Origin of the sequence: Mycobacterium sp., assembly GCF_049683935.1 — a bacterium.
In the GTDB taxonomy this organism is placed as follows: domain Bacteria; phylum Actinomycetota; class Actinomycetes; order Mycobacteriales; family Mycobacteriaceae; genus Mycobacterium.
Genome location: NZ_JBAUJR010000098.1, coordinates 15,891 through 37,869, shown reverse-complemented (window position 1 = coordinate 37,869; position 21,979 = coordinate 15,891). Strand labels below are relative to the sequence as shown.

Here is a 21,979-nt window from a genome sequence, read left to right as displayed (position 1 = left end):
CACTCAGGGTCGGTGGACGTCGCGATCCGCCCGGTCGCGAGGTCGGCGAGGAGGGCCGCGAGATCGTCGACGTGCACCCACGCGAACGTCTTTCCGGCGACGGCGTGGCGTGCGGACTCGGTCGTCGCCATCCCGCGCGGGCGGAGCGAGTTCCAGATCGAGGTCTCGCCGGGGCCCAGGATGGCCGGCGGCCGGACGAGGACGCGGGTGAGATCGTCGACCGCGGCGAGGGCAGCGTCGGTGTCGCGTTTGGTGACGGCGTAGTCACCGGCATCGTCGTCCACCAGCGCCGCTGACTCGTCGACGTCACCGACGCCGGGCGACCGGTCGTAGACGGCGGCGGTCGACATGTGAATCAAGCGTTCGACGCCGGCGGCGCGGGCCGCCCGCGCCATCACCGGGGTGCTGTCGACGGCCACTCGGTGCTGGTTCTGCCGATCAGAGCCCATCGGATGCACGGTCGTGATGACGGCGCCGGCCCCGGCGACCACTTCAGCGGCGAAGTCCGGGTCACCGAAGCTCCCCACCCACTCCTGGACCCCGCTGAGGTTCGGTGCGGATCCCGCCCGGCGTACGACAGCGCGCACCGCGACCGCACGTTCCACAAGTGCGGCGCAGGTACGCGCGCCGACAAAACCGTTCGCTCCGGTGACGACGACGGGTGAGAGGTGATCGGCGGCCATCTGCCCACCATGCCAGCTACGCGCGAACGTCCTCGATGAGACATCGAGGCATCGATTGTCTTTTATATGAGACGCATTCACGAAGCTGTTGCGGTCAGGCTGCTCTGCCTGCTAAACCTGACGGGTTGGAGTGATGTAGAACACACTTTGAGGAGACTCGATGCGCTCACCCACCAGCCAGACCGAGGCGCCGACGTCAGGACCCGGGGGCACGGCCGGGTCCGGCAGGTTCATCGGGCGGGTCGGCGCGCTCGCGGTCTTCCTCGGCGTCGGTGCGGCACTTGCCATGCCGTCCGCGCACGCAGACAGTGACGACTCGTCCGCGGGTTCGTCGTCATCGAGTTCGTCGTCGAGTTCGTCGTCGAGTTCGTCGTCAGACTCGGCGACTGAGTCCACCGGAAGAAAGTCCAGGACTTCGTCCGCATCGTCATCGTCCCCATCGTCATCTTCGGCGGCGTCGTCGACCGATTCCGGAGACACGACCCAGACCTCGGACAGGGAGGCCGCCGCCGAGAACCCGCGCCCCGGAAAACGCAGCAGCGAACCTGTAGGCGATCCCGACGAAGCCGCGGAGTCGGACTCCGCTGACGACGAGTCCGACGACACCACCTCGACCGCACCCCCGGACGAATCGGAGGACGACGCCTCCGTGACCAAGCGCTCCGCTCCGCTTACCCCGACTGCCACGCAGGTGTCGGTCGATACACAAGTGCCGGTGGACGAGGTCAAGATCGTCGAATCCTCCGCGCGGTCGGCCCCGGACGATCGCGAGACCCCGCTGGCATCGCCGGCCGAATGGGCGATGGCGGCGGCGACGCGGCGTGAGGTCGGCGTCGAGGCAAACACCGCAATTGCGCAGCCGCAAGCCGCCGTGAGTATCAACAGCAGCGCTCTGACGAACCAGGTGAGTCCACTGGGCACACCGGAGCAGATCGCCCGCGAGAAGATCGCCCGCGAGAAGATCGCGATGCAGACCGCCAACTCGCTGCCGGTGGCTTTCATGAAACTCGTTCTCCGGATTGGTTTCCTGGCGGCCGCCAAAGAGCAGTTCGCGCTCGTCGGCGGCCCCGACGCGGCGAACCTGGAAGCGCTGGACCGGGCCGTCGACGAGTACGCGCTCGCCGCGGCGTTCCAGCAGCAGATCCTCAATCCCATGAATCCGGCCGTCGTCACCCAGGTCGCGCCTCCGCACAGCTGGTACGGGATCGATGTCGGCGGCTCACGTCTGCTCTACGACAATCCCGACACGATCTACCGCTTCATCGCCGTCAACAAGACCTCGGAATATGTGATCACCGGCCGCCTGTACGACGGGATTCCCGCGGACACCACGTTCAGCGTGCTCGAGGGAACCGCCGGTACGACGTCGACGATCCTGACCCTCAGCGACCTCGACGTCGACGAAGACGGCTCGTTCGTGATCACCGTCAGTGGTGAGCCCGCTACGCCCGGCCAGAGGAACCACCTGCAGCTGACCTCCAAGTCCACACTGATTGCAGCGCGAGACACGTTGGGCGACTGGACGATCGAGGATCCGATGGGACTGGCGGTGCACCGTGTCAGCGGTCCGCGCAACAGTCTGTTCGCTCAACTCGGGGGGTTCGTTCTGCTGGGCGGGCTGGTCAACGACAGTCCGCTGCTGACGTCGCTGGTGTCGCTGATACCGCCGTTGGGCATCGCCGAATCACGTTTCGTGCGAGGCACGCTGACCGCGCTGCTGCTGTTGGTCAGAGGCGCGGAGCAGGCCAAGTACATGGCGCTGGCGACGACCGATCCCGACACCGGTGAGCTCAGGGCCCCCAACGTGATGACTCAGCCGGCCAGCAACGCCGAGTTCCTCGCCAACCAACTGCAGAGCAACGGGTATTTCCAGATCGCCGATGACGAGGCCCTGGTACTGACGATCGACCCGGGCAACGCCGGGTTCTTCACCGTTCCGGTCTACAACGACTGGACGATCACAGACGACTACTGGAACCAGCAGACGAGCCTGAACGACGACCAGGCCGTCGCCAACCAGGACGGCACCTACACCATGGTCATCTCAGTGACCGATCCCGTTGTGGCCAACTGGATTTCGACCGGCGGGCTGAATCAGGGCATCATCTCGATGCGGTTCCAGAACCTCGACCCCGAGTCGAGCGACGCGCCGGGCGTGCAATCGGTCGTCGTCAAGCTCGAAGAACTCGACGAGCATCTGCCCGCGGGCACGATCTACGTCACGGCGGCGGAGCGGGCGGCACAGCTGGCGGCACGCAAAGCCGGCTTCGACAAGCGTTGGGCGCCCTATCCCCAGGTCTGAACCGGACCTCTCTGGCCGCACTGTCTCGGATTCGAGGTCAAAGGTCGGTGTGCGGTGTGACGTGGTGCGCGCGTTAGTGTGCTTCGGTCGGCCTCAGCGAACGAGAGGCCAGGAAAGTCGAGCACACTCATGACCGCATCAGCAGACGCACCGGCACTCGAGGCGCGGGTCGGCCACTACTACCAGATGGACGACACCTACCTCGTCGGCCGCGAAAAGGTGCGCGAGTACGCCCGCGCCGTGCAGGATTACCATCCCGCGCACTGGGACGTCGACGCTGCCGCGGCGTTGGGTTACTCAGGTCTGGTGGCCCCGCTGACGTTCACCTCGGCGCCGGGTATGTCCTGCAATCGCCGCATGTTCGAGTCGGTGGTCATCGGCTACGACACCTACCTCCAGACCGAAGAGGTCTTCGAACAGCACCGCCCGATCGTGGCCGGCGACGAACTCCACGTCGACGTCGAACTGACGTCGGTTCGCAGGATCGCCGGCCGGGACATGATCACCGTGACCAATACGTTCACCGACGCCGCCGGCGAGCGGGTGCACACGCTGCACACCACCGTCGTCGGCGTCACCGCCGAGGATCTTGATCCGACGATCAAGACCGCCGTGCAGAACGCGATGATGCATGACGTCGACTTCTCCGGTATCGGCACGTTCGACACCGAGTACCACAAGACGGTGCGTCCGGAGGGCGAGGTGCGCATCGCCGAAGGGGGCACGACCCGCAACCCGGGAACCCCGTCGTTCGAGGATGTCAACGTCGGTGACGAACTTCCAGTGCGGCACACCCGACTGTCGCGGGGCGACCTCGTCAACTACGCCGGCGTCGCGGGTGACGCCAATCCGATCCACTGGGACGAGGACATCGCCAAGCTGGCTGGGCTGCCCGACGTGATCGCCCACGGAATGCTCACCATGGGTCTGGGCGCCGGGTTCGCCTCTGGGTGGTCGGGTGACCCCGGGGCGGTCACCCGCTACGCGGTGCGGCTGTCTGCGCCGGCGATCGTGTCGGCCACCGAAGGAACCGACATCGAGTTCGGCGGCCGGATCAAGTCATTGGATCCGGCGACGCGCAGCGGCGTCGTTGTCATCGCCGCGAAGTCCGACGGCAAGAAGATCTTCGGGCTGGCGACGATGAACATCCGCTTCAGCTGAGCGCGGCGCCGCAGTTACTCCAACCGGAACGCTTCGGGGCGTCGCACAGTGGGTAGAGACCTGTTGTGACGCACATCACGACAACCAGGTCCTTCAGCAGACGTGGGGCCGCGACGCTCGCCGGGGAGTGACCGATGTCCACTGATCAGGGCGCTCGAGAAGATCTCGAACGCCACCCACGAGACCCGCACGGCGACGACGAGGTCGACGAGCGATCGCCGGGTGAACGCGCGGACGCAGAGAGCACATCGACGTTCCGCAGGCGCTGGCTCGGTTTCGGCGGCGGCCTGTTGCTCGCGGCGCTGGTTTACCTGGTGCTGCCCGGCGATCTGGCCCACTCCGCCAAGGTCACCGCCGCCATCGCGGTCCTCATGGGTGCGTGGTGGATGACCGAAGCGATCCCGATTCCGGCCACCGCGCTGCTGCCGCTGGTGGTTTTCCCGCTTCTTGTCGACGACGTCAGCGTCGATGATGTGGGCGCCAGCTACGGCAGCGACATCATCTTCCTGTTCATGGGCGGATTCCTCATCGCGCTCGCTATGCAGCGGTGGAACCTGCACCGGCGCATCGCGCTGCTGACGGTGCGGGCGATGGGCACCAGTGCGACCCGGGTGATCGGCGGCTTCATGCTCGCCACTGCGTTCCTGAGCATGTGGGTCTCCAACACCGCCACCGCCGTCATGATGGTGCCGATCGGCGTCTCGGTCCTGATGTTGGCAGGCACCGTGACGGCCTCTGGGAGCGACGCCGAAGCTGCAGAAAACCCTGAGGAACAGGGTGACCAGGAAGAGGTCAAGGAGCAGGTCAAGCAATCCAACTTCGGCACGGCATTGATGTTGGGGATCGCCTACGCGGCCTCGGTCGGCTCCCTCGCCACCATCATCGGCACACCGCCGAACACGTTGCTGGTGGGCTACCTGCAGGACGAGCAGGGCATCGAGATCAGCTTCGGCCAGTGGATGCTGCTCGGTCTTCCACTCGCCTCGGTGCTGCTGGTGATCACCTGGGTGTTGTTGACCAAGTTCGTGTTCAGACCCGAGATCGATGAACTCCCCGGAGGTAAGGAACTGTTCGACACCGAGTTGGCCAAGCTCGGCAAGCCCTCGGGCGGCGAGCAGCGCGTGGCGATCATCTTCGCCCTGGCCGCCGTCAGTTGGATCTCCTTTCCGCTGATCTGGGAGGACCCGCCGATCTCCGACGCCGGCATCGCGATTGCCGCCGGGGTGCTGCTGTTCATCCTGCCGGCCGGCGCGAAACTGGGTGTGCGACTGCTGGACTGGGCCACTGCGGTGCAACTTCCATGGGGTGTGCTACTGCTGTTCGGCGGCGGACTGGCGCTGTCCTCACAGTTCAGCAACTCGGGACTCACCGAGTGGATCGGCACCCAGGCGCAGAGCCTGCAGGGGTTGTCCATCCTGCTCCTGGTAGGCATCGTCACGACAGCGGTGATCTTCCTGACCGAGCTGACCAGCAACACCGCCACCGCAGCGACGTTCCTGCCGGTGATCGGCGGCGTAGCGATCGGCATAGGTGCGGATCCGCTGTTGCTGACGATCCCGGTAGCGCTGGCGGCCACGTCGGCGTTCATGCTGCCGGTCGCCACCCCGCCCAACGCGATCGTCTTCGGCACCGGCTACGTCAACATCGGCAGCATGGTGAAGGGCGGAATCTGGCTGAACCTCATTGCGATCCTGCTCATCAGCGCGGCCACCACGACGCTCGCGGTGTGGGTCTTCAGCATCGCGACCTGACGATCGCGTCCGCCGCCCCCGGTGAGGTCCGTCAGGCCCTGGGGCGCTTCGCGCCTCTGGCCGGGGACCCGGTGAATCGGGGATTCACTCCGGTGGAGTCCAGGATCAGGCGCACAGTCTCAGCGGGCTTGTCCCAGTGCGGAAAGTGCCCGCAGTCGGAGAACCAGTGCATCCGGGCGTCCGGGAAGAGTTCCTGGGCGCGCTGGGCCTGCCGCGGCAGCGTCACGCGATCCTTGCGTCCCCAGCCGATGACGACGGGAGCGTGCAGCGTTCCAGACGGCGCGCCTTGCTGTTTGGGGCCGCGGATCAATGCCTGCAGGGCGTCGAACAGACTTGGCGAACTCGCGAAGTTGCGCAGTTCGCGGAGCACCAGGTCGCAATCCAGCGCCCACGGCTTCGCCGAAAACTGCGCCAGCAGCGCCGTCCGGCCGATCCGGTTGTTCACCAGCACGGGAAGCAGCGGCTGGATCCGGCGCACCATGGCAATCGAGGGCACCACTGTGGCGGCGAAGTACTTGACGGCGGTATCGGACCAGAACCCTCCCGGGTCGAGCGCAACGGTTGACCCCCCATGTCCGCGGCGCGCCATCTCGAGTGCCATGCGGGCGCCCATGGAACTTCCCACGACGTCGACATCCTGCAGATCGTGCTCGCGGAGGAAGTCCTCCACGGCATCGGTGAGCGTGGCTATCGAGACCTCGCCTGACAGTGGCGGGCTTTCCCCGAATCCTGGCAGATCGACGGCGATGACGTCGCGTTCACGGGCCAGGTCGGCTACCACTGAATCCCAATTGTGCAGATTGGAGATGCCGTGGATCAGTAGCAGGGGTGGGCCGGAGCCGGTGCGCGAATATCTCATGGACCACGGGTACCCACAGAACCTCCGATTGTTCCTGCGTTCCCGGGTTCCTGTTCTTCATCGAGCTCGCCTCTCCGGGCAGAACCCTTGCGCCATCCATTCGACGGACTCCCGGACGTCACGGGTTGACGGGCACCGGACCTGAGCCCATCACGACCGTGATCCGGGCAGAGACCTCGACAGACCTCCCGGCAAATGGATTGGTGCCCACCACACGATCCTCGAGTTCGGGGGGCGAAGGTAGCGACGCTTGCTGGAACTGCAGGAAGCCCGCGTCGATCAGCACCCGAACCGCTTCGGCATAGGTCAGCGACGTCACATCAGGAACCACTCGCAGCGCCGGCTGCTCGGCGTCGGAAACGCTCCGTGCGGGGCCTGTTGACACGTTGACAGTGATCTCGTCGCCGGACCCCACTGCCGTATCCGCCGCGGGGACGGTATCGATCACGTGGTCGCTCGGCACTGTCGGATGCGCCTGTTCCTGGACACGGGTGCTGACGCCGGATTCGTGCAACGCCGCGACCGCGTCGGGCAGGGCCTGACCACGCACGTCCGGAAGCGGGGCACTGCCAGGGCCACGTCCGGCCAGGTTGACCGCGACAGCCAACACGACCGCGAGCACTGCGAGCGAACCGAACGCAATCAACTTCCGAGAGGTCGACGAACCACTCCGCCGCGACGGATGAGTCGGGACCTGCTCGTTCGGGCGATCCGGCCCGGCCAAGGACAACGGCGACGTGAGTTCAGCGGCAGTCCCCGTCGCGGCGGCGAACGGCGTATCTCCGTTCTGAAGGCGGATCAGGTCGACGCGCATCTCCGCGGCCGACTGGTACCGATCGACGGGATCCTTGGCCATCGCCTTCAGGACCACGGCGTCAAAATCCGGTGTCAGTCGAGCGTCGCGGCTGGACGGCAGATCCGGGTCCTCGCGGACGTGCTGGTAGGCGATCGCGACGGGCAGATCACCGGCGAAAGGCGTTTCACCGGTGGCCAATTCATACAGCACGCACCCGAGTGAGTAGACATCGGAGCGGGCGTCGACATCACCACCACGGGCTTGCTCGGGTGACAGGTAGTGGGCGGTACCCATCACCGCCCCGGTCCGGGTGACGCTGTTGTCGCTGTCGGCGAGTGCCCGGGCGATGCCGAAGTCCACCACCTTCACTGCTCCGGCCGCAGTGATCAGAATGTTGGCGGGCTTGACGTCGCGATGGACGATCCCGTGCCGGTGACTGAACTCCAGCGCTTCACAGACATCCGCGGCGACCCCGATCGCCCGCCGCGGGGTCATGGCTCCCCGGGCACGCACGGTATCCCGCAACGTCAGACCCTCGACGTACTCCATCACGATGTACAGCAGCTGCCCTGTGGACGTCTCCACCTCGCCGCTGTCATACACGGCAACGATCGCGGCGTGGTTCAGTCCCGCCGTCTTCTGTGCCTCCCGCCGGAACCGCGCGTTGAGGCTGGGATCTCTGGCCAGATCCGCGTGCAGCACCTTGACCGCCACGTCGCGATTCAGTCGCAGATCGCGCGCCAGGTGAACTTCGGACATGCCGCCGATTCCCACGATCTCGCGCAGTTCGTAGCGATCGGCGAGGAGGCGCGGCGTGCTCACTGCCGGATCCCGACGTGTCCTGCCCCAGGTTCGCTCGACACTCTGCTTCCAAGGCAGGTTGTCCTTGGTGAGGCCACCTGACAATCCTGGCACGTTGCAGGTGCCCCGGCCAAAGACCACTCGGAGATCAGCCGGACCGGCGACGACGGCGACGTGGTCAGTCCCGGTCCGACCACCGGAACACGGCGAGGCAGCCGATCAGTCCGCCGACGGTCCATGCCATCAGCACCAGGAAGATTCGCCAGTGCTCCCAACTGCCCGCTGGTTCGAGTATGACCATCTCAGGCGGCAGGAGCACCGAGCGGAACCCCTGCGCCATCCATTTGACCGGAAAGATCGAACCGACGATCAACATCCAGGTCGGCAAGACCATGATCGGCACGTAGGTACCCGACAGGAACTGCAGTCCCACGGCGGGCCCGTTGGTGAGGACCGCCGCGGACACGGCGTTGCTCGCGACGTTGCTGATGAGGATGCCCAGCAGGGAGCAGCTGACGATGCCCAGAGTGAAGACCCACGTCAACGTGAACCATCCGAAAACGTCGGTCGGCAACCGCAGTCCGAAGACGAACACACCGACGAGCAGCAGGAGAACGGCCTCGGCGAGACTGACGATCCCGACCAGGACGATCTTGCCGATGAAGTACGACGACGCGGTGGTCGGCGTTCCGCGGAGGCGCCTCAGGGCACCGGTGTCGCGGTCCGCGGCGACGCTGATGCCGAGGTTGATGAAAGACGTCGACAGGATCCCGTAGGCGAGCATGCTCGCTGCGATCACGGCGCCGGTGCTGATCTCGCTGTTGGGCAGTCTCTGCGAAAAGATCGACCCCAGCAGCAGGCAGATCACCGCCGGCATCGCGAATGTCAGAACCATCTGTTCGGGCCGGCGGTAGAACATCTTCAATTCAGGGACGACTCGCGACAACCCGATGCGCATGGCGGAGGGGATCGGAGATCGCACACCGTCGGCGCGGTGCCGGGCCGACGAGGACTTCTCCGAGTGGCCGACGGACATCACGCCATGCCGATCAGGTGCAGATAGGCGTCTTCGAGCGTCGGCCGCGTCACGGTGAGCTGTGCCAGCTCGGTGCCATCCGCGCTCCGTTGCCTGATCAACTCGGTCGGGTAGTCGGTGTGTTCCACCCGGATCTCGTCGCCCACCATCCACCGGACCGTCGCCGAGGTGTTGACGTGCTCGGTCAACCGTGTCGGCGAGTCCATCGCCACCACCTTGCCGCCGGCGATGACCGCCACCCGATCGGCGAGCGCCGCGGCTTCCTCCAGATAGTGGGTCGTCAGCAGGATCGTCGTGCCGTCGGCAGCCAGAACCCTGATCAGCTCCCAGAATTGGCGCCTGGCCTCAGGGTCGAACCCCGTCGTGGGTTCGTCCAGGAACAGCAGTTCCGGCATGCCGATGATGCCGAGGGCGACATCGAGTCGACGACGCTGGCCACCCGACAACGTGCGCACCCTCGAACCCGAGACCGAGGCGAGTCCGACCAGGTCGAGAACCTCCCCGGGACTTCGAGCGGTGCCGTAGCACCTGGTGAACATCTGCACCGTCTCGAGCACGGTGAGCATTCCGGCGTCGCTGACCTCCTGCAGGACGATGCCGATCCTGGCCCGCCAATTGCGGTCGGCGGTACCGGGATCTTCACCCAGCACCCGCACCTGTCCGGAGTCGCGTTTGCGGTTGCCTTCGAGGATCTCGATCGTCGTCGACTTGCCCGCCCCGTTGGGTCCCAGGATGGCGAAGATCTCGCCGTAACCGACGTCGAGATCCAGATCGTGCACCGCCTGCAGCTGCCCATAGGACTTCGACAACCCCCGAACATGCACTGCCGACGATTGATTCGGCTGAGTCACCGATCCGGCTCGTCGGTCTGCGCCTCGAGTTCGGCCAGCAGCGCCCGAAGGTCGGCGTCCGACAGCTCGTCGATCAGCTGGGCCACGTCGGCATCGGCGCCGGGGGGTGGTGGTGGCGTCGGCTCCTCGGTGGCCGTCGGCGCATCACTGTGGATGAACTCGAGTTCGGCAAGCACCCGATCGGACAATGAGTTCACGCTGACGCCTCGGAGTATCTCGAGCACCGGTAGATCGATCGAGAACATCGTATTGATCCTGACCCGGAAGTCCATCGCCATCATCGAATCCAGGCCGATGTCGTCGAGCATGTCGTCGGGCTCGATGTCGGCCACCGCACAGTCGAACACTCCGGCAACGATGCGCCGGACGTGTTCTGCGATGACAGCGGGCCTGTCGATATCCGGTGTCGCCGCCAGAACATCGAGGATCGAGGTGTCCACCCCCTCGGCCTGCGAAGCCGTGTCGGCCACCTCTAGTTGCGAGAACATCGACGGCAGTCGTCCGCCGAGGCCGGCTTGGCGGGCGCGGCCCCAGTCAGCGGTGATGGCAACGACGCTGGGCGTTCTCTGTCCGATGAGCCGGTCGAGGATCCGTGCGCCCACCGCGGGTGTGATCAGCTCGATTCCCCGTTGTGCGTAGATCTTCTCGAGCTTGAGCTCTTCGACCATTCCGACCGACCAAGGCCCCCACCCGATGGTGAGTGCGGGAAGCCCCTGCGCCTGCCGGAATGCCGCGAAGACATCGAGAAAGGCGTTGGCGGCAGCGTAGTTCCCCTGGCCGGGTGCGGCGATGGTGGACCCGGCGGATCCGAACATCACGAAGAACTCCAGGTCTTTGAACGTGTCGTGCAGCACGCGGGTGCCGGCGACCTTCGGGGCCAACACCGTGGCGAAGTCGTCTTCGCTCATGTTGACAAGAAGCTGGTCGGCCACCGATCCCGCGGCGTGGACGAGTCCGCGGACGGGCCGTCCGCCGTCCCGGGTGTGATCACGCAGCCAGTCCGCCACCGCGGAGGCATCGGTGATGTCCACACTGGCGGTGGTGATGTCGACACCGAGGCGCTCGACCGCCTGGATCATCGACACTGTCGCGAAATGGCTGTCGTGTTCCGTCAACGACGACCAACTGCTTCTCGGCGGGATGGCGGTCCGGCCGAGCAGCGTGATGTGCCGCGCTCCCCGCTCCGCGAGGTAGGTCGCCACGACGCGGCCCAACGCTCCGGCCCCACCGGTGACGACATAGGTCGCGTCGGGTGTGAGCTTGGTCGGGAAGGGTTTGGTCAGGGTGGCGCACGGACGCAGCCGCGGGACGAACGTCGTGTCGCCACGGATCGCGATCTGGTCTTCGGAGCCGCCGTCCAGCAGGTGCTCGCAGATCCGCGCGGCATAGAAGGCGGGCGCGCCGGCACCGTCGATGTCGAGGAGACCGCCCCACAATTCGGGGAACTCCTGGTGCCCGATGACCCGGCCGAGGCCCCAGAGGGCGGCCTGGTCGACCTCTGTCACCTCACTTCCGGGTGCGGGTTGTGTGTTGGCGGTGATGAGAAACAGTCGCGGCTTGACGGTGCCGTTCTCCGCCAGGGCTTTCACCAGACGCAGCAGCGTGAAGGTCCCGATCTGGTGGTTCGCTGCGTCGAGAGCCGAGCGCTCGGTGCCGGAACCGGACATGTCCAATGGCCAGCAGTTGACCACGCCAGCCAGGTCGCCAACGCCGGCGAGATGGGCTGCGATGAGCCGGCCTACCTGTTCGGGCTCGTGTGGGTCGATCAGGTATCCGCCGTCGACCTCTTCGAGCGCGGCACCGCGTTGCTGTCCGACGGTGTGCACACGGTGACCGCGCCTGCGCAATTCGGCCGCGACGGCCGTGCCGGTACCCGAAGCGTCGACGAAGACGAGCCACGAGGATCCCTCGGCCACGTTCTCTCGCACGCTGTCCGAGTCCTCATCGGCCATCTCACACCACTGGACCTCGTACAGACCCTTGTCGATGCGGTCAGCCGACATCCGCGAGGACGCGCTCAGCGATTGCACCGTGAAGCCGTCCAGGACGGCGAGCGTATTACCGAGTTGGTCGGAGATCGTGATGTCGCTCTTGATCTCCTCCCTGGTCGCCGAGAGGACGTGGACCCGAACAGTCATGCGCTTGTCGGGCGGGCCGTACACGGCGCAGTGCCCGATCCGGGTCGGCAGGTACGGGTCCTCACCCTTTCCCTCCCCGAGAAACGGCGCGCCGAAAAGCGTCTGGAAGGCGCCGTCGATGAGCGCCGGATGGAAGCTGAAGTCGTCGAGTTCGTCGGCGATCACGGCGGGCACGTCGATCTCGGCCTCCGCCCAGTCCTCACCGGCGGTCACGCTCCGGACGGATCGGAATGCGTCGCCGTAGTCGAATCCGATTGCTGCGGTGCGGGCGTAGAAATCGTCGCCGCTGAGCGAGGTGATCTGTTCCTCACTGCCGGACGGATCATCGTGGCGGGGTACCGCCGGGAGCGTGTTCAGTTCCGCGGTCGCTGTGATCGTCCACTTCATGTCCCCGTCGGCCGTGGCCGTGAACGCAGCGAACTCCAGCGTGCCGTCGTCCTGGTCCAGTGTGGTCCTGAGAATGGGATCGCAGGTGTCGTCGAGGATGACGGCCCGACGCAGGACGAGGTTGTCCACGCTGTGATTGGAGCCGTAGGTCGCCTTGGCGGCTGCGAGCGCCATCTCGATGTACACCGATCCCGGCACGACCACGCTTCCCTGGATACGGTGATCGGCCAGAAACGGGTTGAGGACGGTGCTCAGTTCTGCTTCCCAGGTGGGATGCACGGCGCTCACCCACTGACCCAGCAGGGGGTGCACGGGGTCGTAGAACAGCGTCTCGGTCGCTTCCTGGGTTTCATTCCAGAAGCGCTTCGTCTGCCACGGGTACGACGGGAGCTTGAGCAGTCGTCCACCGACGCTGGGTTGCACGGCGTCCCACGCGACGTCGTGGCCCTGGCAATGCAGCGCGCCGACACAGTTCAGCAGTGTCCGCCGCGCGCCGTGATCACGACGTTGCGTAGCCGTGACGGAAACGCGCTGTGTTCCAGCGGTTTCGAAGATCGACGCGGCGAGCACCGGATGGGGCCCGAGTTCGACGAAGTGGGTGAATCCGTCATCGATCATTCGCCGGATCGCCGGTTCGAAGAGCACGGTGGCGCGGGTGTTCTGCCACCAGTAGGCGGCGCCGGCGGTGTATCCGTCCAACCGTTCGCCGGTCACTGTCGAGTAGAGCGGAAGCACCGCCGTGGCAGACGACAGGCCTTCGAAGGCACTGACGAGATCGTCCTTCACCGCGTCCATGTAGTGGGTGTGGTAGGGCACCTTCCCGGACAGATACCGGTTGAAGATCTCGGCTTCGTCCAATTGCCGCGCAATGTCCTCGAGGACGTCGCCGTCGCCGGCGACGGTCACCGCTGACGGGCTGTTGATCGCAGCCACTGAAACCCGTTGCCCGAACTCATCGCTGACCTTCTCGTCCAATGCCCGCATCAGCGATTCGGCGTCGAGGCCGACCGCGAGCATCCGACCCTGGCCGCTGGTGCGCTGCTGCAGCCGGCTTCGGTGGTAGATCACCTCGATCGCCTGCTCGAAGGTGAGCAGCCCGGCCAGATGATGGGCGGCCACTTCGCCGGCGCTGTGGCCGACCACCGCATCCGGGGTGATCCCGTAGTGCGCGAGTTGCTCGGCCAGTGCGATCTGGATGGCGAAGTTGGCGGGTTGCGCAATCTCCGTTTCGTCCATGCGGGAACTGTTTTCGTCACGTCGGAGCTCGTCGAGCAGAGACCAGTCGGCGTAGCGGGACAGCTCCCGGTCGCTGCGTGTGATGCTGTCGGCGAAAACAGGCGAGGTGTCCAGCAGATCCCGGCACATCCGCCACCATTGGGGACCCATGCCGGTGCAGACGAAAGCGAGTTTGGGCGCGACCGATCCGGTGCGGGCCGCCGATATCTGCGCGCCGTCGGCGAGGGCCTGGAGCTGCTCCCGCACATCGGTGACGCTGTCGGCGATCAACGCCTGTCGGTGATTGAGATGCGAGCGTCGGCGGCCGAGGGTGTAGCTCAGATCCGGCAGCGTGATCTCCGGATGCGCGGCGAGATGTTCGGCCAACCGCCCAGCGACCGCGACCAGTGCTTCGTCGCTGCGCGCCGAAATCGGCAGAACCGCAAGCGGAAGCGGTTGTTCGTCGTCTGAGACCTCGACCGGGGCCGGGGGCTCGGCGAGCACCACATGGGCGTTGGTGCCGCCGAACCCGAAGGAGTTGACCCCCGCAAGTCGGCGGTCGCAGTCGGGAAACGGCCGTCCCGTCCCGGCGATGTCCATGTGGAGTTCGGTGAGAGAGACATGCCGGGTCGGTGTTTTCAGATGGAGATTGGCGGGGATGTAGCTGTGCTTGAGCACCAGCGCCGCCTTGATCAGACCGGCTACGCCGGCGCCGGCCTCCAGGTGGCCGATGTTCGTCTTCACCGACCCGATCAGAAGCGGGTCCGTCGCGGACCGGCCCGGAGCAAGCGCTTTCGCCAGCGCCCGCATCTCGATGGGATCGCCGACGGGTGTTCCGGTGCCGTGCGCTTCGACATATCCGATCTCGGCGGGCTCGACACCCGCACGTCGGAGCGCTGTCGTGATCGCCGCTTCTTGCGCGTCCTCGCTGGGCACCGTGATGCCGTCGGTGTGGCCGTCCTGGGACACCGCTGTGCCGAGTATCTGCGCGTAGATCTCGTCGCCGTCACGCAGCGCCTGATCGAGAGGCTTGATGATGACGATCGCGCCGCCTTCTCCACGCGCGTAGCCGTCGGCGGAATCGTCGAAGGCCTTGGAACGTCCCTCCGGGCTGAGGAAGCCGCTTCTCGACTCGGCGATGGCGGTGTTGGGACCGAGCATCAGGTTCACGCCGCCGGCCAGGGCGAGATCACACTCGCCGGTCCAGATGCTCTGCGCCGCAAGGTGTACCGCCACCAGCGAGCTGGAACACGCGGTGTCGATCGTCATGCTGGGCCCGCGGAGGTCGAATGCATACGACAGCCGGTTGGCCAGCATCGTCATCATCATCCCGGTCGCCGAATGCGACTTGAACCGGTATCGACTGGTGCGGCCCTGATTCTGGAGCAGTTGATAGTCCAGGGTGAAGCCGCCGACGAACACCCCGACGTCGGTACCCGCGAGGGCATCGGCGGGTATCCCCGCGTCTTCGAAAGCCTCCCATGTGGCCTGCAGCAGCAGACGCTGCTGCGGGTCGAGGGTGTGCGCCTCACGCGGGGAGATACCGAAGAACTGAGGATCGAATTGATCGACGTCACTGAGAAATCCGCCGCGACGGGTGACGATCTTGCCGATCTTCGTCGGATTCGGATCGTGGTATCGCCCAGCATGCCAGCGTGTTTCGGGCACGACGCAGGTGGCGTCGGTCTCACTGCACAGCAGGTCCCAGAAGCTCTTCGCGGAGTCGGCTCCGCCGGGGAACCGACATCCGATGCCGACGATCGCCAACGGCGCATGATAGCTGTCTTCAGTGAGCATGTTCATCCTCTACCCTCACAACCGGGGTTGATCACCGGCTGCAGTCCGTTCTTTGTTCGTCGATCGATGCCGTCGCGGGTGAGTCGGTGTCAACTCGGCTGCAGCGCCGGCGCGGTGGTGATGATCCAGCCGTCGCTGACGGGATTGATCTCCTGCTCACGGCGATAGACCGAACGCATCTCGCGCAGCAGCGAATCCTGCTGCCACGCCTGAACCTGCCGCATGACGTCGTCGTCTCCGAACATCGAGGATTTTTCGGCGAGCACCGTTTCGACGAGTTGACCCGCGAGCTGGCGGAGCAGCTGCGCATTGGTCTCGAACACCTCGTTGAAGTTCGGAGTCGGTTTCATCATCGCGATGTGCAGCGTCTCCATGAAATTCAGTGGCGCATACAAGTCGAGGAAAGGAACCGAAGAAGGCCCCTCCTCCACTGCCGCCCACTGCCGGAAGAACTTCTGGACCCGATTGCTCAGTGCGATGAGCCCTTCCAGGTGGGGGACGAACTCGGGGTCGTCGGCGACGCGCGCGAATCGGTCATTCATGTAGAGCAGCCCGACGAACCCCCAGTAGAACGCGATGTCCCAGACGACCTTCGCCGACATCACCGTCGGGGCGCCCATCAGCCTGTACTGGTCCTGGTAGATGGCGAGCCACATGTCGGTGAGCGAGCGGAACAGCGTGTCGCTGATCTGCGATCGTGCGACGACTTCCTCGCCGTCGAGATCGCGGGTGATCATGTCTGTGATCAGGCCATTGCCGATCGCCACAAGGTCCAGTCCGGAGGAATACAGCGGGTCCAGGAAAACTCCGGCGTCGCCGGTCAGGCACCATCGGTCGTTGCCGTCGAATATCTTCGTCACGCCGTGGCTGTACTTCTTCATGACCCGGAAGTCCCTGATCAGGTGGTCGTGCTCGGCCAGCACTGCAGCACATTGCGGTTCGTGCTCCCGAAGCCATGCCTTGAAGGTGTCGGGTGTGTTGAATGTGTCGAACGGGTGCACCGCCGGATCGGCGACGATACCGACGCTGGTGGCGCCAGAGGCCAATCGGATCAACCACACCCAGTAACCGTCGCCCATCAGATGGTTGGTGGACATCGCACGTTCGCCCTCGACGAGGCGCTGCTGCCATGTGGGGTCATCACTCCATCGACCGATGTCGATCTCCGTGGCAACACGCAGCCACGCCGCGTTGCAGTGGTGCTCGTTGGCGCGCTTGAGGTCCAACTGCCGGGGCAGCACGCGGTTCCGGCCTGACGCATCGACCACCCACCGCGCCGTCGTTTGCGTGAGTTTGTCACCGTTCTGGAAAGAAATGGTGTGCGGCTCTTTTCCGCTACCGAATTCCACTGACCGCACCCGACCGGTCGCTATCTCCACGCCGCCGGAAATGCAGCGGCGAGTGAGTTCGTTCTCCAGTCTGCCGCGATCAATTTGATAGGTCGGCTGGGGAACGAAGCGCGAACCGCCGATTTCCATTCGCTGTGCGATATCGGTGTTTCCGTCGTGTGAAAAGAACATCCGCAAGCCCATCTTACGAATCTGTGACGTGCTCAAGTGATCGCCCAAACCGAGCCGCTCCCGGAAGTAGTGCGCCGATACTTCGACAGTCGATTCTCCGACCGTGTGGGTGACTTCCGGCACCGGATGAGCGATCGGTTCGATGATCAGGATCCTGGTGCTGGGTCGCTCACTGCGGAGCTCGAGAGCGAGGGTGAGAGCCGCCGCACCGCCCCCGACGATCACGACCTCGTGATTCATCTCCGGTGTCTCGGTTGCCGCGAGCTGGCTCCGGATTCTGCGGGCCAATGCCTCTCGCGCCTCGGCGTTCAGTTGCGAAAGTTGCACTCGCGTGTCCATGCGCTTCCCTTTCCGGAGATGGGCTGGAGGAGTGTCGCAGCGAGGGCAACGTTACACGCGGCGAGGTCCCTGCCAGCGGTGAAAAGGGGGGTTCACCGAGGTGGCGGGCCGCTGGAGGACGTCCCGCCGTCGCTTCCCGGCGACGGGTTCGCCGGCACTCGGTGGCGGCCGTAGAAAAATTCGAATATCGGTGAAGCCATCAGCGTGGTGACAATGGCCACCAGCACCAGAATGGTGAAAAGTGTCGGAGTGATGATGCCCGCTTGAAGCCCGATATTCAACAGGATCAGTTCGATCAGACCGCGCGCATTCATCAATGCGCCGAGCGCGACGGATTCGCGCATCGGTAATTTGCTCAACCGGGCCGCTACGGTGCACGCGATTCCCTTTCCCGCGATCGCGACGACGAGTAAGCCCGCAGTGGCGGCCCAGAGTGCCGGGGTATTCACCAAACCGATTTGTGTGTTGAGGCCCGAGTAGACGAAGAACAACGGCAACAGGAACGTCGTGGTGACCGGTTCGATGGTGTCGGTGAGGCGTGTGGCGAAGAAACCGGATGGCATGGCGACGCCCAGGAGGAATGCACCGAAGATCGCGTGGATTCCGATGGTCTCCGTGTACCAGGCGCACACCATGAGCAACATCAGGACCGCGCTCAACACCGACGGCGGAATGACCCTGCGATCTTCGGACATTCTGTCGAGAGCACCTAGAGCGCGCCGTCCGATCGTCAGCAGCAGCAGGGTGTAGACAAGGCCGCCGCCGATCGCGGTGACCGCCGTTGCCGGACTACCTTGGTGCACGGCCAACACGACGGCCAGAACACACCAGGCGATGGCGTCGCCGCTGGCGCCACACGCCAGCGCAAGGGTGCCCAGAGGTGTTCCGCTGAGGCCTTTTTCGAAGATGATCCGAGCGAGCATGGGAAACGCGGTGATGGCGATGGCTGCGCCGAGGAACAACATCGCCAGAATGAGGGGGACGTCCGGGCCGAAGAAGTCCCCGCCCGACAGCATCGGCACGGCCACGAGCGCCCCTAGAGCCATCGGCGCGAAGGTTCCTGCCGCCGAGACGGCAACCGTGATACCTGCGCGCTGTTTGATGTGGCCGACGTCGAAGTTGAGTCCGATGATGAACATGTAGAGCACCAGGCCGATCTGCGCCGTGGTGTAGAGCACCACGTTCGACGCGCCCGACGGGAACAGCGCATCCTGCAGGTCAGGCGCTATCCGCCCCAGCAGGGAGGGCCCGAGAACGACGCCGGCGATCATCTCGCCGACGACTTGTGGTTGACCGACGCGTTGCGCGGCCAGCCCGGCAAGCCGGCACGTCCCGAGGATGACGGCCAGCGCGAGGAAGAACTGAACGGCTATCTCTGCGGGCATGGATCAGGCTTCACGCGTCAGCATGATCGTGGAAATCGTTCGGGCTGCGGCACGCTCGTAATGTAACCGGCAGCGCGGTGAAGCCGCGCACCCCGAGGGTGGTCATTTGATGACGCTTGGGTCAGGGGCGCACTTCTACTGGCTCCGACTGAGGAACGTGTGGGGGCTAGCGCTACCCGGCCGGAGCGGGCCCCACCCAAGCGAGCGGAACGCGAATCAAAGTGCGCGATCTACAACAGACGCAGGGATCGGGCGCCGCACGCGTGCTGTTCTGCGACGACGTCAGCGACGCTGCTCAGCCTGGCTCCGCTCTCCCGACGTTCTACGCTGGCGCACAATCGATTCTGAATCCTGGCTGATCAGTTGCGCACGGATGTGTCGACCTGCGGCACCTTCACCGACGGGTAGATCTTGTCCAGCCAGGGGTTGTTGCGGTGATCACGACCGTATCCATATCCGAAACCGTAGTCACTGTTGTTGCCACCGAACACGTAACCGTTGTCGTCAGCCTGCGCCGGAGCGGAGAACCCGATCACGGCCACGGACAATGCTCCGGCTACAACGCCTACCAATCCGAATTTCTTCATCGAACTCGCCTCTTCCCTCTTACCGCTACGCCGACGGGTGAAACTCCAGCGACACCGCGTGTAACAGGCGATCAAGGGCATTGATTCCGTCCACGCGATCAGCGGCGTCGCAATGCCTACACCCCCGACGACATCCGCGCCCGGCTGCATGAGGCTCGCCGAGCACAAGCCAAGGCCGACTAGGCCAATGAACTAACTGGCTATGTCGGTGGCTGGTGGTGGCTCGGGTTGGTAGGGGTGGTACCACTTCCATTGGGCGCGTTCGCCGGTCGGTCCGGGGTAGGGGTTCACCGCTGGTGGGGGTGTGGTGGGTGGTCGGGCCAGCGAGCGGTTGGTCAGTGGTTGACCGGTGTGGTCGGTGACGACCAGGCGGTCGGCGGGTCCGGTGATGGTGATCAGGCCGCGGTGATGGGCGCGGTGATGGTACGGGCAGACCAACGCCGGGTTGCACAGTTCGGTGAGACCGCCGTCCTCCCAATGCCGCAGGTGGTGGGCATGCAGACCGCGGGTCGCCCCGCACCCAGGGACCACGCAGCAGCGGTCGCGGTGTTCCAGCGCCCGACGCAACCGCCGGTTCACCGTGCGGGTGGCCCGCCCGGCACCAATCACCTGGACGTGGCGTTCGAACCAGACCTCGCAGGTCGCATCGCACAGCAGGAATCGGCGGTCCTCCTCAGACAGCAGCGGCCCCAGGTGCAGGGCGGCGACATGAGAGTCGGCGTCGACGTGGATCACCGCGGTGGTGCGCTGCCCGTGCGGGCGGCGGGCCACCTCGGCGTCCCAGCCGGCCTCGACCAGACTCATAAATGCATCGATCGTGCTCGGGAACGGCGCCGCCTGCTCGGAGACGGGTTCGCCGGTGTCGTCGCCACTCGATCCGTGGGCGGCTTTCCAGTCGGCGACCAACCCGTCGAGCTGCGAGCCCAGCGCGGCGTCGACGGTCGCCGCTTCGGCGTGCGGCACTTTGATCCGCCAGTAGGTGTAGGTGTCGTCGCTGGTTTTGCTGATCGACCGTTCGGGTTCGGGCGGGCGCTGCGGTTCGGGCTCACAATCGAACTCAGAATCGGCTTCGGGTTCCGGTGGGGGGTCGGGTTCGGGGCGCGGTTCGGCCTTGGTCGCGATCCGCAGCTGGGAGACCGTGGCACTTTCGGTCAGCACCGCGTAGTGGTCGTCGGAGCCGTCGGCGGCGCGTTCGGCGATGACCCCGACCTGATCGAGGGAGAACCGACCCTCCCGGAGCGCGTCGAGGCAGCGCGGGAACTGCTCGACCCGTTCGGCGACGGTGACCAGGGTCTCGGCGTTGTGCGGGGTGGTGCCCAGTTTCCAGGCCACCAGCGCGCTCACCGTTTTGGCGCCGGTAGTCGCCCACAGCCCGTCGCGGTCGATCTCGGCGACGATATCGACGATGCGCCCGTCGATCGCATTGCGTTGCCCGGCCAGCTCGGACAGTTCCTCGAACAACACCTCCAGCCGCGCCCCCCGGGGCGGGCTGGGGATGAAACACGGTGCAGCCGAGGACATGACACCATCATCACAGACAGGTCCGACAAGCGAGGGTCAGCCGACTCGAGCGACCAGCCCCCGGTCACCGTCGACCCTGACGCGATCGCCTGTCGCGACTACCTGGGTGCCAGTCCGATGTATTGAGGGCGCCCGCAAATGCGGACGCCCTCGTCTCACGACTGACGATCAGTTGCGCACGGAGGTGTCAACCTGCGGCACCCTCACTGACGGGTAAAGCTGATCCAGCCAGGGGTTGTTGCTGCGATCACGCCTCGAGCCGAAGTTGTATCCGTAGCCGTAGTCGTCGTCGCCCCCGTTGAACCCATAACCATTCCTGTCCGCCTGGGCAGGACCGGCAACACCGATCACGGTTGCGAACAACGCGGCGCCGACAATGCCAGCCAGTCCCATGTTCTTCTTCATCAAGATCGCCTCGTCCCTCTTCAAATCTGCTTCGCGGGTGGAAGTTCCACCGATGTCCCGTCTAACAGCAGATCCGGGGAGATGATTCCATCGACGCCACGGCGGCCGTGGCTACACTTCGTGCCCAGCGATCAGCTCTGCTGACCACCACTGTGGAACACACCGGCGGTAGCCAACATCACGCGTTGACGAGCCTGCTCGGGGCCATCCCCGAAGCGGTCGATGCCCCAGGACACTGCCGTGATGAGCTACGGCGATGGCGGCGCATCTGGACATGCCGAAGGTCACCGCGGCGAGCGTGGTGGAACAGGGTTACGACGGCGTCGCCATCGGTCCGTTCGAGGTCCTCGCCGACGAGGACTCCCGCGAGTCCAAGGACCTTCTCAGCGCCAGCTCCGAGGAGCTCAACGCGGTCGCCGCGAAGAAACTCGAGAACATCTGACGG

Annotated in this window: 15 protein-coding genes and 1 pseudogene; 4 read left to right on the top strand and 12 right to left on the bottom strand. The window is 65.3% G+C overall.

Going from position 1 to position 21,979, the window contains the following annotated elements:
• Positions 1-683 (bottom strand): NAD-dependent epimerase/dehydratase family protein (locus tag WA965_RS05540; RefSeq protein WP_526447203.1); only part of this gene is annotated, 683 nt, incomplete at its 3' end.
• A gap of 111 nt (positions 684-794) precedes the next feature.
• On the bottom strand, positions 795-1,370 hold the full coding sequence (locus WA965_RS05535; RefSeq protein WP_526294524.1) for a hypothetical protein: 576 nt from the start codon (positions 1,368-1,370) through the stop codon (positions 795-797).
• 28 nt (positions 1,371-1,398) lie between these two features.
• Here WA965_RS05535 and WA965_RS05530 point away from each other — a divergent pair, with 28 nt between their 5' ends.
• The 3 genes from WA965_RS05530 (at position 1,399) to WA965_RS05520 (ending at position 5,897) form a co-directional block, all read left to right on the top strand.
• Positions 1,399-2,985: a DUF1214 domain-containing protein gene (locus tag WA965_RS05530; protein ID WP_526294525.1), complete on the top strand. Its 1,587-nt coding sequence runs from the start codon at positions 1,399-1,401 to the stop codon at positions 2,983-2,985.
• Positions 2,986-3,114: 129 nt separating this feature from the next.
• Positions 3,115-4,146: a fused (3R)-hydroxyacyl-ACP dehydratase subunits HadA/HadB gene (locus WA965_RS05525; protein WP_526294526.1), complete on the top strand. Its 1,032-nt coding sequence runs from the start codon at positions 3,115-3,117 to the stop codon at positions 4,144-4,146.
• A 134-nt stretch (positions 4,147-4,280) separates the two neighbouring features.
• Positions 4,281-5,897, top strand: coding sequence for an SLC13 family permease (locus tag WA965_RS05520; protein WP_526294527.1), 1,617 nt, complete (start codon positions 4,281-4,283; stop codon positions 5,895-5,897).
• Between the two features lie 31 nt (positions 5,898-5,928).
• Here WA965_RS05520 and WA965_RS05515 read toward each other — a convergent pair whose 3' ends face one another.
• The 10 genes and pseudogenes from WA965_RS05515 to WA965_RS05470 all read right to left on the bottom strand — a co-directional run bounded on the left by WA965_RS05515 (position 5,929) and on the right by WA965_RS05470 (position 21,534).
• Positions 5,929-6,756: an alpha/beta fold hydrolase gene (locus tag WA965_RS05515; protein WP_526294528.1), complete on the bottom strand. Its 828-nt coding sequence runs from the start codon at positions 6,754-6,756 to the stop codon at positions 5,929-5,931.
• A gap of 136 nt (positions 6,757-6,892) precedes the next feature.
• Positions 6,893-8,374: pseudogene (gene pknB / locus WA965_RS05510) on the bottom strand (Stk1 family PASTA domain-containing Ser/Thr kinase); the annotation flags it as partial.
• A gap of 157 nt (positions 8,375-8,531) precedes the next feature.
• A complete protein-coding gene (locus WA965_RS05505; RefSeq protein ID WP_526294659.1) occupies positions 8,532-9,311 on the bottom strand; it encodes an ABC transporter permease in 780 nt (259 codons plus the stop codon).
• A 77-nt stretch (positions 9,312-9,388) separates the two neighbouring features.
• Positions 9,389-10,240 (bottom strand): ABC transporter ATP-binding protein, encoded by an 852-nt coding sequence (locus tag WA965_RS05500; protein ID WP_526294529.1) that lies wholly within the window; start codon positions 10,238-10,240, stop codon positions 9,389-9,391.
• The gene (locus WA965_RS05495) at positions 10,237-15,777 is read right to left on the bottom strand and encodes a type I polyketide synthase (RefSeq protein ID WP_526294530.1); all 5,541 of its coding nucleotides are present in this window, start codon (positions 15,775-15,777) and stop codon (positions 10,237-10,239) included. The genes WA965_RS05500 and WA965_RS05495 overlap by 4 nt, the downstream gene beginning before the upstream one ends.
• An 89-nt stretch (positions 15,778-15,866) precedes the next feature.
• Positions 15,867-17,636, bottom strand: a complete 1,770-nt coding sequence (locus WA965_RS05490; RefSeq protein ID WP_526294531.1) for an NAD(P)/FAD-dependent oxidoreductase — start codon at positions 17,634-17,636, stop codon at positions 15,867-15,869.
• A gap of 92 nt (positions 17,637-17,728) precedes the next feature.
• Complete coding sequence (locus tag WA965_RS05485) at positions 17,729-19,021, bottom strand: cation:proton antiporter (protein ID WP_526294532.1); 1,293 nt, start codon at positions 19,019-19,021, stop codon at positions 17,729-17,731.
• 359 nt (positions 19,022-19,380) lie between these two features.
• The gene (locus WA965_RS05480) at positions 19,381-19,608 is read right to left on the bottom strand and encodes a hypothetical protein (protein ID WP_526294533.1); all 228 of its coding nucleotides are present in this window, start codon (positions 19,606-19,608) and stop codon (positions 19,381-19,383) included.
• Between the two features lie 192 nt (positions 19,609-19,800).
• Entirely contained in the window at positions 19,801-21,129 is a 1,329-nt protein-coding gene (locus tag WA965_RS05475) for an HNH endonuclease signature motif containing protein (protein ID WP_526294534.1), read from the bottom strand.
• Between the two features lie 168 nt (positions 21,130-21,297).
• The gene (locus WA965_RS05470; RefSeq protein WP_526294535.1) at positions 21,298-21,534 is read right to left on the bottom strand and encodes a hypothetical protein; all 237 of its coding nucleotides are present in this window, start codon (positions 21,532-21,534) and stop codon (positions 21,298-21,300) included.
• A 256-nt stretch (positions 21,535-21,790) separates the two neighbouring features.
• On the opposite strand from WA965_RS05470, the gene WA965_RS05465 reads away from it, so the two are divergent.
• Complete coding sequence (locus tag WA965_RS05465) at positions 21,791-21,976, top strand: hypothetical protein (RefSeq protein ID WP_526294536.1); 186 nt, start codon at positions 21,791-21,793, stop codon at positions 21,974-21,976.
• Positions 21,977-21,979 lie beyond the last annotated feature (3 nt).

Bases quoted from the DNA above. Each gene is read 5' to 3' on its own strand.
- WA965_RS05525 (WP_526294526.1), top strand. From the start codon at position 3,115: ATGACCGCATCAGCAGACGCACCGGCACTCGAGGCGCGGGTCGGCCAC.
- WA965_RS05520 (WP_526294527.1), top strand. From the start codon at position 4,281: ATGTCCACTGATCAGGGCGCTCGAGAAGATCTCGAACGCCACCCACGA.
- WA965_RS05515 (WP_526294528.1), bottom strand. From the start codon at position 6,756: ATGAGATATTCGCGCACCGGCTCCGGCCCACCCCTGCTACTGATCCAC.
- WA965_RS05505 (WP_526294659.1), bottom strand. From the start codon at position 9,311: ATGCGCATCGGGTTGTCGCGAGTCGTCCCTGAATTGAAGATGTTCTAC.
- WA965_RS05495 (WP_526294530.1), bottom strand. From the start codon at position 15,777: ATGCTCACTGAAGACAGCTATCATGCGCCGTTGGCGATCGTCGGCATC.
- WA965_RS05490 (WP_526294531.1), bottom strand. From the start codon at position 17,636: ATGGACACGCGAGTGCAACTTTCGCAACTGAACGCCGAGGCGCGAGAG.
- WA965_RS05485 (WP_526294532.1), bottom strand. From the start codon at position 19,021: ATGCCCGCAGAGATAGCCGTTCAGTTCTTCCTCGCGCTGGCCGTCATC.
- WA965_RS05480 (WP_526294533.1), bottom strand. From the start codon at position 19,608: ATGAAGAAATTCGGATTGGTAGGCGTTGTAGCCGGAGCATTGTCCGTG.
- WA965_RS05475 (WP_526294534.1), bottom strand. From the start codon at position 21,129: ATGTCCTCGGCTGCACCGTGTTTCATCCCCAGCCCGCCCCGGGGGGCG.
- WA965_RS05470 (WP_526294535.1), bottom strand. From the start codon at position 21,534: ATGAAGAAGAACATGGGACTGGCTGGCATTGTCGGCGCCGCGTTGTTC.
- WA965_RS05465 (WP_526294536.1), top strand. From the start codon at position 21,791: ATGGCGGCGCATCTGGACATGCCGAAGGTCACCGCGGCGAGCGTGGTG.